Below are 14866 nucleotides of genomic sequence, written 5' to 3'. Positions count from 1 at the left end.
TTCACACCTCCGCTTTCGTCATTACGTCCTTGCCTGAATCCATGACTGTCTCAGCCACAGGCGCGGTCTGCTTGTGCGGTTCATTGCCTTCAAGCTTACGAATATAGACAGCCGCATATTTGAAGTGGGGCTGTTTACTGATGGGGTCCCACTCTGTCAGAGTGAGTTCATTGGCGGCACGGGGGCGATCAGCTTTATCCCAGTATCCATAGTGAAAGGGAATGAAGACTAACCCCGGTTCGATATCGCCAATCCGGGCAGGTTCGACCACCCGTCCCCGTCGCGATACTACTTCCACCAAATCACCTTCCGCAATGCCGTAGTCTTGGGCATCTTCTGGGGAGATTTGCACAAATGCATCGGGGGCGGCGTCGTGAAGCGCTTTTGCCCGTGCTGTCTTGGTACGGGTGTGAAAATGATAGACGAGTCTGCCGGTGGTTAGCATCAGGGGATACTGCTCATCGGGTTGCTCGTGCGGCGGTTGGTAATCGCTGGCTCTAATCCGTGCTCGCCCTTTTGGATCGTTGGCGCGGTACTCTTCTTCGCTCGTAGAAGCCCCGGTATCAAAATCTTGCCCGAACGTTTCGCAGTAGTCGGCAGCAGTGTTGAATATCCCATCCGTATATAGGTGGTTGGTTCCTTCAGGAAATTGTTCGTTGCAGGGCCACTGAATACCAGAACCACCTGTCAGCTTGGCATAACTCATTCCGGTATAGTCGCAGGGACGACCGCGAGTGCATTCCTTCCAGGCTTCAAATGCACTTTCAGAATCGTGCCATTTGATGAGCGGTGCGCCGTCTTTGTCCCGGAAATCCATGCGGCGGGCATAATCTAAGAAGATATCCAGATCTGATCGCGCCTCACCGGGTGGAGCGATCGCCTTGTGGGAAATATGCACCGTCCGTCCGGCATTGGTATAGGTGCCTGTTTTTTCACCCCAAATTGCAGCAGGAAGCACCACATCAGCCAGTTGAGCCGTTTCGGTCATGAAGGCATCCTGGACGATTACAAACAAGTCTTCTTTTGCCAGAATCTGTCGAATCCGGTGCAGTTCGGGCATTGAAACCGCTGGGTTCGTGGCGCTAATCCAGAGCATCTTAATCGAACCTTGCTCACAGTAGCGAAAGATTTGCATCGCGTGGGTTGGTGGCGACCAGTGCGGAATGATATTGATATCTACGTTCCACAATCGCGCCAGTTCTTCGATGTGGTTGGGATTGCCCCAGTTGCGAAATCCTGGCATATCGCCATCTGCGCCGCACTCACGGGTATTTTGTGCGGTCGGCTGTCCATTCATCTGCAAAACACCACAGCCATCTTTGCCGATCAGTCCCCGAATCAGATGCAAGTTATTCACCTGACAGGCAGCGGCAGTCGCCTGCATCGATTGATACACACCTTGCAAAACGGTGGATGTCAGTGTAGATGCTGAACCAAGAATCTCAGCCGCCGCCCGTAACTGATCCGCAGGAACGCCTGCGACCTGTTCCACGCGATCAGGTGTCCACTTGCTGACGACAGCTTTTAAGTTCTCAAACCCTACCGTATGCGCGTTGATAAACTTATGATCAATTTGCTCCGCTTCAATAATCAGGTTTAATAAGCCGTTCATCACCGGGATATTGGTGCCCACGCGGGGGGATAGGTGGACATCAGCTTTGGCAGCCGTAAACGTGTTGCGCGGATCAATGACAACAATTTTTGGAGGATTGGGTCCAGCTAGGCGATCGAGAATACGCATCCACAATACGGTTTGTTGAGAAGCGATATTGTGCCCGACATGCAAAATAGCGTCAGTCGTATCCAGGTCTTTGTAAGAGCCAGTCTGACCGTCTGTTCCGAACGACTCTTTCAGGGCAGCAGCAGCAGTCGCGGTACATAAGCGGGTGTTGCCATCCATATGAGGCGTCCCTAGACCCGCCTTGCCAATGACTCCTAGCGTGTAGTATTCTTCAATGAACAACTGTCCAGTGGTATAGAAGCCAATCGCCCCACTAGTGTCCTTTACGACAATGTCTTTTGACCGCTGCACAATCAAGTCCATTGCCTCATCCCAAGTTGCCTGCTCAAACTTTCCTTGACGACGGATGAGCGGATGCGTGAGGCGGTCTGGACTGTTATTTGCCTCCCAACCGTTTAGCCCTTTGGGTCCGAGTCGCCCATGATTGGCGATGTCTACTTCACGACCCCGCACCCCGACAATGCGTCCGTCTTTGACTCCAATATCCATGCCACAACCGTTGGAGCAAAGAACGCACGCCGATTGCACCCATTGATCGGGTTCTTCGAGCGATCGCTCATCGACTCGGACAGGCCAATCACCAAAAAAGGGGGTACGCTGACCCCAAACATCCGTAATGCTATCCCGCGTTTGATGCATTCTTCCTCTTGTGAGTTTATGGTTGCTGCTTTTATCCCAGATGGAGACATCAATCTCTAAGCAATGTCAATTATTTAGTAATTTTCATAACCAAATACTTTGTTTTCGACAACACATATAATTCACTGTAAGCCTACCGAAAGCGTTGAAGTTGAGCTACTCTTCTAAGGAGGATTTTTCTGTGTTACCTTGGCTACAAATAAATGTTAAGCAGCTTGTGTTATAAAAACGTTCATTTGTGAAATTGTGTTAAATTCTTGATCATTTGACACTTTCTTGAGTCTTTCACAAGCATGCGACTATACGCGCCCATTTCTTGGCTTAGATGGGAGGAGAGTCGCCCCGCCCATGCTACCACCCTCACGGCACTAATCTGACAATATTAGCAACTTTTCTCACAGCGATCGCTTGTTTTTGAGGAATGCCAGTTTGACCTTGACTGTCAGCAGTATAATCTCTCAGGGCTGATCTAAGTTGGTCAAGTCCTGAAAAGGAAAAGCGATCGCAATTCCTAAAAAACGTAACTGATACAGAATAAACAATAATAAAAAAATATACTTGATACTTGAGTTTGCAAATTTAATAATTAAAAATTATGAAAGTAAAATCCGTTTCATTTGAAAATTATAAAGCATTTTACGAAAAGTAGACAATGCAATTAAAGCCAATTACTGTTTTGATTGGCAAAAACAGTTCAGGTAAAAGTTCTATTGCCAAACTATTTACCTTATTTGAAAACTCGCTTATGGGTAATATTGATGAACCGTTGTTATTAAAGAACAATGGTGTGGAATTGGGTGGAGAGTTTGATAATTTGTTTTTTGAGAATAACCCAGCTGGAATTCCTTTAATTTTTCAGATTGTATTTGAAAACAATGTACAAATAGAAGTTGGTTTACTAAAAAAAGTGGACGGCTATGGATTAGATGTTTTTCAATGGAAATATAAAGATAATACACAGGAATTTGAACTTGAACTTAATGATGATGGATACTTTGACGCTATTAGTAAAAAATTCTATAAATGCGAATTTAAAGGATTTATTCCTACTAAATTTACCGAAAAAAATACCATTAAAAATTTATCGATAAATTTTCAAATAGAGCAAATTGATGTTGATTATATCGGATCTTTTAGAATTTTGCCCGAAAGATATTTTTATTTGACGGGACAGACACAATTTCGAGACATCGGTGTCACAGGTGAAAATGCCTACGCGATGCTTGGAATAAGTAAATTAAAGAAAGACGATGAGTTATATAAAAATGTAGGGAAGTGGTATAGAGAACATTTTGACGGCTGGGAATTAAAGGTAGATGATAGGGATAAAAAACCTCTTATTCAAATTTTACTTTCTAAAAATGATACCGATGTAAATATTGTAGATGTTGGGCAAGGAATGAATCAAGCTTTGCCTTTGGTAGTGCGAGCTAATGTTACTGATAGACCCGATTCTATGATTGTTTTAGAACAGCCTGAACTACATTTGCATCCTGCGGCACATGGTGATTTGGCGGAGTTATTTGCAAAATCTGCGAAGGAAAATAATCAGACTTTTATCATAGAAACTCATTCTGAAAATATACTCTTACGTCTTCGTAAGCTAATTGTTGAAAATGATTTTGGTTTCACAAAGGATGATGTAGTAATTTACTGGTTAGAAGATGCTGAATTCAAAGGGCAAGAATTAATGGAAATTACAATTGATGAAGATGGGGTTCTGAGCGATTGGCGAGATGGGGTTTTTGATGAGGGCTTGAAAGAAATATTGGAAATGCAAAAGGCACTTAATAAAAAAGACGAAAAATAAATGATAATTTCTTTCAATCCCATCGTTTTTCAAAGTCAAGATGCTGAGATACAAGCTGCCTTAGCTAAAATACTTATAGCTTTGATGAATGCTAACCTTCACTTTATAGATATCAAAAGTATTGATGCGATTTTTTATAACGAAAAACGCGAATATATTTTTGATTCAAATGTAATTTCTACAACATATCTCTCACCCAATGATCGGAGAGGCTTAAAAGAGTTTTTAAATAAAAAAAGCCAAAAACCCATCACCAGTTTGCACAAACAGCACCTTAGCCATATTGTTATTGGTCTTGATAAAAATAATAAAGAAATCCACCCTAGTCATGCCTACAAAATTATTACACAACGCTCAAAAGTTATAGTAGAAAATGGAATTAATGATTGGAAATTTATTAAAGGTATTTGCCACAAATATAGCAGCGGCAAAACAAAGAGACGGTCTATTTATCAATTATTAAACCAGGCTATAAAAGATGAAATTATAGAATCTGATAATTGTGGTGGAGTTGGGGAGATAACAAAAATAGCACAACGCTGGATAGATAATGATCGTTACAAAAATATTTTTAAATATAAGTTGATGGCTATTTTTGATAGTGATAAAAAATTTCAAATGGATGTAACACCTCATAAAAATAAAATTGAATACTTCAAATCAAAAACAATTACGATTATTCAAGATATTGATTACAGACACGAACCCACTGATTTCTTGGCATGGCATATTTTATACAAAATAAAAATTGAAAATTATATACCTTTAAATATACTATTTGAGAATATTACATCAATAACTCAGGCTCAGAAAACTGATTTAGAGAGTAAAACAAATGATGATTTGGATTTTATAGAATACAACCAAAATAATATAGGAATAGGTAAATCGGAAATAAAAGATAAATTTCCTAAAATGTTTCTTGCTCCTTTTTCTTACCGTGATTTTGAACAAAGATGTGAACACCACAAAGTTTTTCTCGCAGAAGCAAACGAATCAGTTTCTGAAATCGAACAAATTTTACTTAAAATGGCGAAAATAATATGAATGATAAAATAAGTGTCAAACCCGATACTATATATCTTGAAGACTTATTGGATGACATAGCTAATGGAGAGTATATAATTCCTATATTTCAACGAGATTTTGTTTGGAAATCATCTCAAATTCTTGCCCTCTTTGATAGCATTTTAAAAGGTTATCCAATAGGTAGTTTATTGTTTTGGAAGACCAAAGGTTATAAAACTAAAGACCAAATAGGTCTTTACATGATAAAAAAAGAAGATAGTGATGATACTAAGTATGTTTTGGATGGATTTCAACGAATATCTACGTTGTTTGGAGTGTTGACTAATCCTAAAGAATACAAAGAAAAAAATAATACTGAGCTTAAGAACTTTTTAATTTATTTTGATATCAAAGAAAATAGCTTTAGCTATATAAGAAATAAAAAAGATAAAAATATCTTTTCGATTCCTCTTTATGAAATTTATGATAATCGTGAATTGTTTAATTTGCTTCGTGAATTAGATAAAGAAGACATTACAGAAATTGATAAAAATAGATACATTGATAATGCAAGAAATTTGCATAGTATTTTACATAAATATAAATTACCTTATGTGGAAATAAGGGGAGGAGATATAAGAAGTGCTGTTGAAATATTTTCAAGAATAAACTCAACAGGCACAGAAATTTCTGAAGACTATATGCTTTCAGCACTTAGGTATAATGAAGAAACAGGATTCTTGCTTAGTGAATCGATCACTGTATTCCTTAATAGCTTAAATGCTTACAATTTTGAAGACTTGAAGAGAGATACCATTGTAAATTGTATTTCTAATGCAAAGGGAAGAATTTATTTTGATGTAAAAATAGAAGATTTATCGAATCAAAAGTCAGAACCAGATTTGGAATCGTTAACCAACAATGCATATACACATATCAAAAAAGCCGTGGAGTTTTTATATAAAAAATTATTTGTAATAGATATTCGTTTATTGCCTTATCCAACTCAGTTAATTTTTATTTCCGAATATTTTAGACTAAATCCAGAACCTACACTTGAACAATGTAGAGCCTTAAAAAAATGGTTTTGGGTAACAACCTATTCCAACTATTTCACACTATATTCTTTAAGTCAACAAAGAAGTGCGTATCAAGTATTCTGTGAGTTTGCAAAAGGAGAGCATCTTGATGGAATTTATAGAGTTGATAATGATCTACCTTTTAATACAGCTAAATATCCAGATAAATTAAATTTTACAGGTGTGAGATCAAAGGCGTTGCAATTATTTTATTTAAAGTCAATAATTGAAAATAGTGAGATTCAAGACAGAGAAGGAGTAAAAGAAATTTTTATTTCCTCTTCTTCAAAAAAAGACAGAACTCCAGCTAATATTATTCTGAGATTGTCATCTGAATTTGAGGAAGATAAGGAGAAAAAACAGACCAATAATTTTATTGAAACTTCTTCCATTGAAGTTTTGAATCGGCATTTTATAACACAAGAAATGGTTATTTTATATAAACAAGATAAAGAAAGTTTTATTTCAGAAAGAGAAAAAGTTTTGAAAGAGAAAGAAAAAGAGTTTGTAGAAAAAAGGGGAATTAGATATACAAATTAAATTCCCCGAACTCTCCTTCGTTGTTCTTTGGTATATCTGGTTCATTACCATTTGCTCTGCTACATTGCTAAAGTCCTGAAATTACCTATAAATGGAAATATCGCCAATTTTTTCCCCATGCGCTTCGACAAACTTCTCCGACTGGACAAACATTCCTCCAGAACCCCAACAGGGGTCATAAATTCACCCTTTGTAGGGTTTGGGCAATGGCTAAATCTAAAGGTGCGATCGCCAAACCAGAACCTGGATCAGATAAAACTTCAACTAGCTGCTCAAAAGCCGCTTCCGGTAATCTATATTTTTCCACCAGGTAAGCAACTTCTACCACAGAAATGGAAGATACATAAATTGGATCGCCGGCAGCAGTCGCACCATCCAAAACTGCTAGTGCCGCTTCTGATAATCTGGGTAATTCCCGCAAATACCATACGATGGTATGAGTATCGGCTACAACTGCTACCATGATTAAATGTCTTCCTTAGGGAAATTTCCCCACATCTCTTTTCGGGCTTGGGCAATCTCTTCTTCTGTAATTTCAATGTCTAAGTCAGCCCACAGTCCCTTGACGCTGCGTAAGGGAGCTTTAGGAGTCACTTTTTGGTGCAGAAATTCAGCAAAATCTAATACCTCTCGCTGCTTATCTACAGGTAACTGCCGCAGTTTTTCTAAGACAGCTTGCTCCAAGTTCATATATTTTCTCCCTATTTAACTCTCCAAAATAGCTTGAATTTCTGCCATAATTGCAGCCGTCTGCCTATCCAACTCTTGAATATCTGCCACTGATTTTCTAGGTTTAAAGTAGGTTTATTGCTTCCTACGTCAACACCAAATTATCCCGATGAACCACAGTTTCCGCAGCAACATAACCTAAAATAGCGGCAATTTCACCGGAACGGCGTCCACGAATCTTTTGCAGTTCGGTGCTGCTGTAGTTCACCAATCCTCTGGCAATTTCATTCCCGTTTTTGTCGCACAATTGCACCGCATCCTGAATGTCAAATTCCCCTTGCACTGCGGTAATACCAGCAGCTAACAACGATTTGCCACCACCAGAAATTGCTAGCACTGCTCCCTCATCTAAATAGAGTTTCCCCGCAGGAACCAAGCCATAAGCTATCCACCGTTTACGGGCAGAAGTTGGCTCAGGATGCGGTTCAAAGTGAGTCCCAATGGGTTCGCCCTGTAAAATTTTTTCTATATTGTGGGGGTATCGTCCTTGGGTAATGACGGTGCGAACACCAGCAGCGATCGCAATTCTTGCTGCTGAAATTTTGGTAAACATACCACCAGTACCCCATTGGGAACCTTGCGTGCTTGTTTGTATTTGTAATTCTGCTAATTCTTTGATGTTACTTACTAAAGCAATCGGCTGGGCATCGGGTACAGAACGGGGATCGGCTGAGTAAAGCCGATCTACATCGGTGAGCAAAAATAGCCAATCTGCTTCAACTAGGCTAGCAACTAAGGCAGAAAGGGTGTCATTATCACCAAATTTCAGTTCGTCCACTGCAACTGTATCATTCTCATTCACTACCGGAATGACCCCCAGTTGCAGTAATTCCCTGAATGTGTTGTAGATGTTAAGGTAACGACTGCGCTGTACCAAATCACTGCGAGTGAGCAAAACTTGAGCAATTGGCTGTTGCAGAGTCGTAAATAAATCGTCGTATATCCGCATTAACCTGCCTTGTCCTACTGCTGCGACTGCTTGTTTCAAAGCGATCGCCTTCGGGCGTTCAGTTAAACCCAGCCGCGCACAACCTACCCCTACAGCGCCAGAAGACACCAAAATCACCCTATGATTTTGCCGTCGTAGGTGTGAAAGGGTTTCTGCTAAAGTGGCGATCGTGGAAAGTGCCAGTTGTCCGGTTTCTGGTTGAGTCAGGCTGGAAGTGCCAATTTTGACGACAATCGTTTTAGTCATTAGTCATCAGTCATTAGTCATCAGTCATTAGTCATATCATGTCCGGTTAATTAGTTGTAATTAGCACGTTGGTTGCACCCCACCCCTTAATCTCCTCCCCGCTAGCGGTGAGTCCAGCGCTGCAGGCGGGTTTCCCGCCGTAGGCGACTGGCGAACCCGGAGGGGGAGGGGACGTGAAGCGTAGCTTTACGGGGGTGGGGTTGTGTGGGAATGATAAGTATTCAACCGGACATGATGTCATTAGTGATCAGTCATTCGTTTTACGACAAAGAACTAAGGACAATTGACTAAATTGTAAAGCGCCAGCCCCTTTATGTGTTGAGATTGACGCTTTGGTTTTTTATATTGACTTGTTATCGGCTAGGGTCTTTATTTGGTTGACCCGATGTTATTTATACTTATTATGATCCCCGATTTTTGTGTCAAATAAAGATTTCTTAATTGTTTCTTTAGATTTACTTACCTGACTATTTATCAAGCTTTGTAAACTTTTTTGTTTATCGTTTTAGTCATTAGTGAGACCAGTGCTGCGGGAGGATTTCCCTCCGCAGGCATCTGGCGTAAGCGCAAAGCGCACACTACGTGAACGCCGTCAGGCGTGCCGTAGGCATACCCGAAGGGTCATTGGTCATAAGTCATTGGTTTGATGACAAAAAGCTCATCTAAAAACCTCCGGAAGCGTGGAAACCGTGTGTCTTTAGACCACGGAGGAAACGCGACACGGCGTTATTTTTAGCCGCCCCCCTAATCGGGGTGAGTAAACAGAGGTACAGTGTTTACCCTAATCCCTGTATGCCGGGAACGCAGGTGCTGCACCAGTAATCGTAGCCTCGAAAGTTCGGGTCGGTACTTTCCAAGCAGCACTGCCTTACCCCTCGTAAAGCTGGTTAACCATTTGGTTCTAGTGTCGCGGGACTGGCATCACGCATCCCGGAGTAGGAATTTTAACACTTACCGATAACGTAGTACACAAGGTACTGAGTCGGGTCAGCTAACTAAAACTTAGGGCATGAAGCCCCGTCACTTTAGTGCGGGGTGCTGACGAGAATTGACTCAATTGTAAAGCGCCAGTCCCTTTATATGTTGAGACTGACGCTTTGCTTTTTTATATTGACTTGTTATCGACTAGGGTCTTTATTTGGCTGACCCCATGTTATTTATACTTATATGATCCCCGATTTTTGTGTCAAATCAAGATTTCTTAATTGTTTCTTTAGATTTACTTTCCTGACTATTTGTCAAGCTTTGTAAACCTCTTTGTTTTAGGAGTAATCGAGACACCGAGAATTTCAGATACCCAAACTTCAAAGTTGCGTATCGGATGGGAACGCAGAGCTACATCTGGATGGATAATTGGTTCTACCAAAATAGTAAACATTCCTAAGCGATTACCTGCTATGACATCAGTAAATAAGCGATCGCCGACCATGGCGACTTGGTGTTCGGGCAAATTCATCGCTTGGAGTGCTTCCCAAATTTTACGCCGCGAGGGCTTAGCAGCACCTAAGAAGTAAGGCACGTTGAGAGAGCGAGCAATTCCACCTATGCGGGCTTCGCTAAGATTATTGCTGACCAACCACAACTTTGCATAGGGACGAATTTGTTCTACCCACTGTTGCAGTTCAGGAGAAGCTGAGGCTACTCTAATTGGTACTAATGTTTCATCTACATCCAACACCAGCCCCTTCAGCCCGTATTTTTGGATCATGTCTGGTGTGAGGTTCAACACTGAACCTTCCAATATCAAGTTAGGCTGTAAGAGATTGTTCCAGCTCATAGTCATTAGTCATTCGTCATGAGTTATTAGTTATTAGTCATTAGTCATTCGTCATGAGTTATTAGCTTTAAACAAAGGACAAAGGACTACTAACCGCTTCTTTCTTTACGGATTTTGGCAACCGCTGCTTCGTGTTCTTGTAAAGTACGACTGAACACATGAGTACCATCGTAGCGTGCCACGAAATATAAGTAATCAGTTTTTTCTGGATCAAGTGTAGCTTTTAAACTTGCTAAACCTGGGGAAGCAATAGGACTGGGTGGTAAGCCAGGATTGAGATAGGTGTTGTAGGGAGATGCAGTGCGAACTTGAGCCAAAGTCAGAGGTTGATCTGCTGTTTGACGGATGTTTAAAGCGTATTCAACTGTTGGGTCGCTTTCCAAGCGCATACCTTTTTGCAGTCTAGAAAAGAACACCCCAGCTATCAGGGGTCGCTCACTCGCTACCACTGCCTCTTTCTCCACAATACTAGCGAGAGTCACCCATTGCTTGAGGTTAAGAGAAGTCCGGTTGCGTTCTTTTTGATACAGTGGCAGGGCTACTTGCTCAAAGCGACTGAGCATTTGTTTGATAACATCTTGGGGAGTGATGCCACCACTAGCAATCTTGTATGTATCTGGGTATAAAAATCCTTCTAACGAAGGTAGATTCGCGGGAAGCCAAGGGAACTGGCTACGGTCAATTTGAGTTATCGCTGCAAGAAAATCTTTGGCGGAGAAAAATGCTCTTTCCTCAAAATAAGCTGCCATTTGCCGCAATGACCAGCCTTCGGGAATGGTGTAACTATTTTGCACCACTTCTCCCCGCCAAATTTTTTGGGCGAGATCTGGTAAAGGCTGGGTGGGGGAAAGTTGATACCTTCCTGCTTTAAAATTACCTTCAGGGTCTTTCCACCCCAGGTAACGCGCCCACAAATTCCACGCCAAGCGCGAGCGAATTAAACCAGCCTTTTCTAAATAACCACCGATTTGCTGTGATCCCGTTCCGGGAGGGATTTGAATTTGTAGCCCTTTTACCGAGTTATCTGCCGTTGCAGCAAGTTTTACTGGTTGGATTGGTGCTATTGCCCAACTCCACCACGCCCAACCTTGCCAACCACAAAATAAAACGGTCAACGGCAGCACACCCAATAGAAAAGACCGCTTCCAAATTTTTTGCAAATTACTCATCTTACATAAGATGATAATTAAAAATTCTTCATTAAAAATTAAAATTTCTGATTTTTTTAATTTTTAATTTTGAATTTTCCATCTTATTCGACTTCATTAAACAAATGTTCTTCCAACAAGGGTTGGACTTTACGGAACTCCTCTGGGGACAGTAATTCTGGTTTACCAGTTTTAGCTATGCGTGCAAAAAACAGCAGTGGATCGAGGGGAGTATAAATTGCGTACTCCTGGTCTTCGTGGTAGAAGCTCGATAGTAGCTGTAATTGCTCTGGCTCTAAATCTGTCCCTTCGTCTTCAATTTCTAGGGTAAACAGTTCTGACTCTTCCACTGGTGGTAACTCACCTTCAACAGTCAGAGCATAAGCCGTGTTTTTCAAGAGCAGATTTTGCTCAGCCAGAACAGCTTGCGCAATGCCAAAAATTTGCTCAATTGTCGCTTCATCTTCTACTAAAATGGCTTCTTCTTCGTCGCCATCACCTTGCCAAGCAAAAATTTCTATTGGTGAGTCAACAGGAAGAAGCAAAACGTACTCTTGACCATCTACTGTGAGTGAATGCTCAATGTAACATTCGAGGTTTCTCCCTTTGTCATCAGTCAAAGTGATGGAACCAGCTTGAGTTTGGTCATTTTCTTCAGGAAATTGTGAGGGTGACATAGCCGAGCTCTATAATTTATAACTACCAGCAATTTTGACAATGACGTGATTGTTTCTTGTGAAACATATTATCAATTAAATAGGAGTACAGCTGGCTAATAATTTTTAGAATATCATGTTCAAAGGTTGCATTATTAATCAGCAGAGACTAATGTGCTTTTGGAGCTAGATCGCCTTGTATCCAGCCATTGTTGTAAGATGAGAGACGCTGCTTTGCGGTCAATCAATTCTTTGTGACGAGAGGGCGATCGCTTTTCTGCTATAAGCATCTGCTCTGCCTGAAATGAAGTTAATCGCTCATCAACATATTCCACTGGCAGTTTGAGAGCCTTGGCAAGTCTTTTGGTAAATTTCTGCACTTCACGTGCCTGAAACCCTAAAGAACCATCCATAGAATAAGGTAATCCAACGACTAGCACTTGCACTTGACGCTCAGTGACGAGTTGTCGGAATTGCTCCACATCGCGCTCAAACGATGTCCGCTGTATGGTAGTGATACCAGTGGCTATCAAACCAGTGCGATCGCATCCTGCTACACCAATACGCTTGCGACCAACATCTAATCCCAAAGCGGAAATATACTCCTTTTGCACGGAGGATGCAGGCACAAGGGGTAAGGGGGACGACAAGGGGAGATGTTCGCCTGTCGCCATCTCTTTTTGTCCCTTTGTCTCCTTGTCTGCTTCTCCCTGTTCAAAAGCCACTATGAATTACTCCTGCTGTGCATCTGCTGACTCGCTTTGGCTAGATGCTTCCACGCTACAGTTGTTGTTGCACGAAAATGCAACAGTTTCTGTATTTTTAGTAGGTTGCGCTACTCTATCTGGCGACACTTGCTGTGCTTGTACCCATGACATACCACCTGGAATGGGTTTGCGTGCGGGTTGTAAACCTTGCAATACTTCGGGTAATTGAATTCCTTCTAGGGATACAAATTTTGACTCCCGCAGTTTGTGCCACACTGAGCGAGACATCATCAGGGTGTGTTCTCTGCGATTTGCGCCAATTCGCTCCAAATACTCTTCTCTTTCTGGGTGATAGTCGGCTGAGGTCAGTTGTAGAGCCTGTGGAGGAAAATCTTGTGCAACCCGTGCCAGTTGAGACAGCAACTCAGGATACAGCCAAGTGTAAGCTGGGTTAACTGTCAGTGTTCCCATATGGGGCTGTTGACCTTTGCGGTCAAGTCGTACTTGAAAATAGCCGATCGCCGCTTTGCGTTGGGGTTCAAAAACGTAACCACTCACGACTTCTGTTTTTGTCACCCACTGCTTCACTGCTTGTGTTAAAGCGCCGAACAAACTTGTTTTAAAGTCATCAGCGTTGCGGTCAAACACCTGCCGTACTAAAGGCGGCATTGATGATGTATCGAGTTGATAGAGGAGTTGAGCATCAGCATTACTTACCGGCAGTAGATTGGGCAAGTCTGGCTCTGATTGTGCCAATTCTTGAAGCAACTCTGGTTCTATCTCCCAGTATGTCATTTCTGCTAGGCGCTGAAATCCATTTTTACGGTATAGCGCCAATGCATCTTTGTCATTGACATTGACTTCTAAAATCCAAGTTCGAGCTTCCACAATCGACTCAAAGCAATAGCGCAAAAGTTGCGACCCAATACCTTGCTTATCAGTTCCACGTTCTAGCATGACGCGGTCAACACGCCAGGTGCTGTGGGTGCGATTAAACGGGGATACTTGGATCATCCCCAGAAGCATACGCCCTTGTTCTGCTACGTATGCACAAAACTTATACTGTAGCGGGTTGGGAAACCAATTCAAAAACTTCAGCAACCCATACCAGCGCCGCAGCCATTGCATCTGCCGCATTGCATCAGTGGCTCCCTGGGGGGTTTGGGCGGAGAATGACTCTTGAGTTATGCGTTCTATTCCATCCAAGTCCCGGTATTGGACTTGTCGGATCACAACGCTAAGATTTCGGGGTAGTAATGAGGCCATTTTCATTCGAGCCGCCATTGCGCCTATAGTAACTGGGTCAAAGGAACTGCTGCAATAATAATCTTAACGGCTTTGAGCTCCTTTCTATTGAGCCAAAAGGGTGATTTTCGTAAACTTTAATGCAAAGCAAGCAGATTTCGTGAGAACAGTTTTAGCGTTCTTTTCACAAAATCTGCTTTTATGTTTGTTTTACTTCGTTTTTATTTAACAATTCTATAGGCTAGATAGCTCTACGAGAAACTAGTTTTTCAAAATTGGCTTGGGTTTGATGGAGTAATTGCTCCCGGCTGTCTTCCAAAGACTGTTTCAGGGTTGGAACCAGATTGCGAGATTGCAGAGCCATGTGAAGTTGTAGATGGGCAACATATTCACTGAAATCATCATGCACTGCATTTGCGCCGATTCTGAAATTTGATTCCATTGCCACTGTGTTCTCCTTGAATCTTTCCCGATTGTTGATTTACATTACCAATACTTATCATGTTGTTTTGCCTAATCTTCTTACTTTGCAATGAAGTTTAATGTATGGCATACAGATTGTGGAGAAATGTAAACTTTGCTCAAGAGTTAA

The 14866-nt window shown here is 41.7% G+C and carries 14 protein-coding genes; 3 read left to right on the top strand and 11 right to left on the bottom strand.

What is annotated here, in order from left to right:
* Position 1: 1 nt before the first annotated feature.
* On the bottom strand, positions 2 to 2380 hold the full coding sequence (locus AACT52_RS26840; protein ID WP_083629987.1) for a molybdopterin oxidoreductase family protein: 2379 nt from the start codon (positions 2378 to 2380) through the stop codon (positions 2 to 4).
* A gap of 652 nt (positions 2381 to 3032) precedes the next feature.
* On the opposite strand from AACT52_RS26840, the gene AACT52_RS26835 reads away from it, so the two are divergent.
* Genes AACT52_RS26835 through AACT52_RS26825 form a run of 3 tightly spaced genes read left to right on the top strand, consistent with a single transcriptional unit; the run spans position 3033 to position 6817 of the window.
* Positions 3033 to 4190 (top strand): AAA family ATPase, encoded by a 1158-nt coding sequence (locus AACT52_RS26835; protein WP_233153789.1) that lies wholly within the window; start codon positions 3033 to 3035, stop codon positions 4188 to 4190.
* A complete protein-coding gene (locus tag AACT52_RS26830) occupies positions 4191 to 5237 on the top strand; it encodes a hypothetical protein (protein ID WP_073627496.1) in 1047 nt (348 codons plus the stop codon).
* A complete protein-coding gene (locus AACT52_RS26825; protein WP_073627494.1) occupies positions 5234 to 6817 on the top strand; it encodes a DUF262 domain-containing protein in 1584 nt (527 codons plus the stop codon). The genes AACT52_RS26830 and AACT52_RS26825 overlap by 4 nt, the downstream gene beginning before the upstream one ends.
* Positions 6818 to 6898: 81 nt before the next feature.
* Here AACT52_RS26825 and AACT52_RS26820 read toward each other — a convergent pair whose 3' ends face one another.
* The 10 genes from AACT52_RS26820 to AACT52_RS26775 all read right to left on the bottom strand — a co-directional run bounded on the left by AACT52_RS26820 (position 6899) and on the right by AACT52_RS26775 (position 14716).
* Positions 6899 to 6970 carry a hypothetical protein gene (locus tag AACT52_RS26820; protein ID WP_143172715.1) on the bottom strand — a complete coding sequence of 24 codons (72 nt, stop codon included), beginning with the start codon at positions 6968 to 6970 and terminating at the stop codon, positions 6899 to 6901.
* Positions 6971 to 6992: 22 nt separating this feature from the next.
* Positions 6993 to 7280, bottom strand: coding sequence for a type II toxin-antitoxin system VapC family toxin (locus AACT52_RS26815; protein WP_073627492.1), 288 nt, complete (start codon positions 7278 to 7280; stop codon positions 6993 to 6995).
* A 2-nt stretch (positions 7281 to 7282) separates the two neighbouring features.
* On the bottom strand, positions 7283 to 7507 hold the full coding sequence (locus tag AACT52_RS26810; protein WP_073627490.1) for a DUF2281 domain-containing protein: 225 nt from the start codon (positions 7505 to 7507) through the stop codon (positions 7283 to 7285).
* Between the two features lie 124 nt (positions 7508 to 7631).
* Positions 7632 to 8741: a glutamate 5-kinase gene (gene proB / locus AACT52_RS26805; protein WP_073627488.1), complete on the bottom strand. Its 1110-nt coding sequence runs from the start codon at positions 8739 to 8741 to the stop codon at positions 7632 to 7634.
* Between the two features lie 1231 nt (positions 8742 to 9972).
* Positions 9973 to 10518 (bottom strand): YqeG family HAD IIIA-type phosphatase, encoded by a 546-nt coding sequence (locus tag AACT52_RS26800; protein WP_073627486.1) that lies wholly within the window; start codon positions 10516 to 10518, stop codon positions 9973 to 9975.
* Between the two features lie 89 nt (positions 10519 to 10607).
* Positions 10608 to 11687: an endolytic transglycosylase MltG gene (gene mltG, locus AACT52_RS26795; protein ID WP_083629984.1), complete on the bottom strand. Its 1080-nt coding sequence runs from the start codon at positions 11685 to 11687 to the stop codon at positions 10608 to 10610.
* Between the two features lie 83 nt (positions 11688 to 11770).
* Complete coding sequence (locus tag AACT52_RS26790; protein ID WP_073627484.1) at positions 11771 to 12343, bottom strand: DUF3727 domain-containing protein; 573 nt, start codon at positions 12341 to 12343, stop codon at positions 11771 to 11773.
* Positions 12344 to 12477: 134 nt separating this feature from the next.
* The gene (ruvX, locus tag AACT52_RS26785) at positions 12478 to 12936 is read right to left on the bottom strand and encodes a Holliday junction resolvase RuvX (protein WP_073627760.1); all 459 of its coding nucleotides are present in this window, start codon (positions 12934 to 12936) and stop codon (positions 12478 to 12480) included.
* A 117-nt stretch (positions 12937 to 13053) separates the two neighbouring features.
* Positions 13054 to 14313 (bottom strand): GNAT family N-acetyltransferase, encoded by a 1260-nt coding sequence (locus AACT52_RS26780; RefSeq protein WP_073627482.1) that lies wholly within the window; start codon positions 14311 to 14313, stop codon positions 13054 to 13056.
* Between the two features lie 202 nt (positions 14314 to 14515).
* Positions 14516 to 14716, bottom strand: coding sequence for a hypothetical protein (locus AACT52_RS26775; protein WP_041037465.1), 201 nt, complete (start codon positions 14714 to 14716; stop codon positions 14516 to 14518).
* Between the last annotated feature and the right edge of the window lie 150 nt (positions 14717 to 14866).

It is taken from the genome of Scytonema sp. HK-05 (assembly GCF_963872035.1).
In the GTDB taxonomy this organism is placed as follows: Bacteria; Cyanobacteriota; Cyanobacteriia; order Cyanobacteriales; family Nostocaceae; genus Kalymmatonema.
The sequence above is the reverse complement of the archived record's forward strand: the minus strand, read 5'-3'. Positions and strand labels throughout refer to the sequence as shown.

Excerpts from the sequence above, each read along its gene's own strand:
- AACT52_RS26840 (WP_083629987.1), bottom strand. The coding sequence starts at position 2,380 with ATGCATCAAACGCGGGATAGCATTACGGATGTTTGGGGTCAGCGTACC.
- AACT52_RS26835 (WP_233153789.1), top strand. The coding sequence starts at position 3,033 with ATGCAATTAAAGCCAATTACTGTTTTGATTGGCAAAAACAGTTCAGGT.
- AACT52_RS26830 (WP_073627496.1), top strand. The coding sequence starts at position 4,191 with ATGATAATTTCTTTCAATCCCATCGTTTTTCAAAGTCAAGATGCTGAG.
- AACT52_RS26825 (WP_073627494.1), top strand. The coding sequence starts at position 5,234 with ATGAATGATAAAATAAGTGTCAAACCCGATACTATATATCTTGAAGAC.
- AACT52_RS26815 (WP_073627492.1), bottom strand. The coding sequence starts at position 7,280 with ATGGTAGCAGTTGTAGCCGATACTCATACCATCGTATGGTATTTGCGG.
- AACT52_RS26810 (WP_073627490.1), bottom strand. The coding sequence starts at position 7,507 with ATGAACTTGGAGCAAGCTGTCTTAGAAAAACTGCGGCAGTTACCTGTA.
- proB (WP_073627488.1), bottom strand. The coding sequence starts at position 8,741 with ATGACTAAAACGATTGTCGTCAAAATTGGCACTTCCAGCCTGACTCAA.
- AACT52_RS26800 (WP_073627486.1), bottom strand. The coding sequence starts at position 10,518 with ATGAGCTGGAACAATCTCTTACAGCCTAACTTGATATTGGAAGGTTCA.
- mltG (WP_083629984.1), bottom strand. The coding sequence starts at position 11,687 with ATGAGTAATTTGCAAAAAATTTGGAAGCGGTCTTTTCTATTGGGTGTG.
- AACT52_RS26790 (WP_073627484.1), bottom strand. The coding sequence starts at position 12,343 with ATGTCACCCTCACAATTTCCTGAAGAAAATGACCAAACTCAAGCTGGT.
- AACT52_RS26780 (WP_073627482.1), bottom strand. The coding sequence starts at position 14,313 with ATGGCGGCTCGAATGAAAATGGCCTCATTACTACCCCGAAATCTTAGC.
- AACT52_RS26775 (WP_041037465.1), bottom strand. The coding sequence starts at position 14,716 with ATGGAATCAAATTTCAGAATCGGCGCAAATGCAGTGCATGATGATTTC.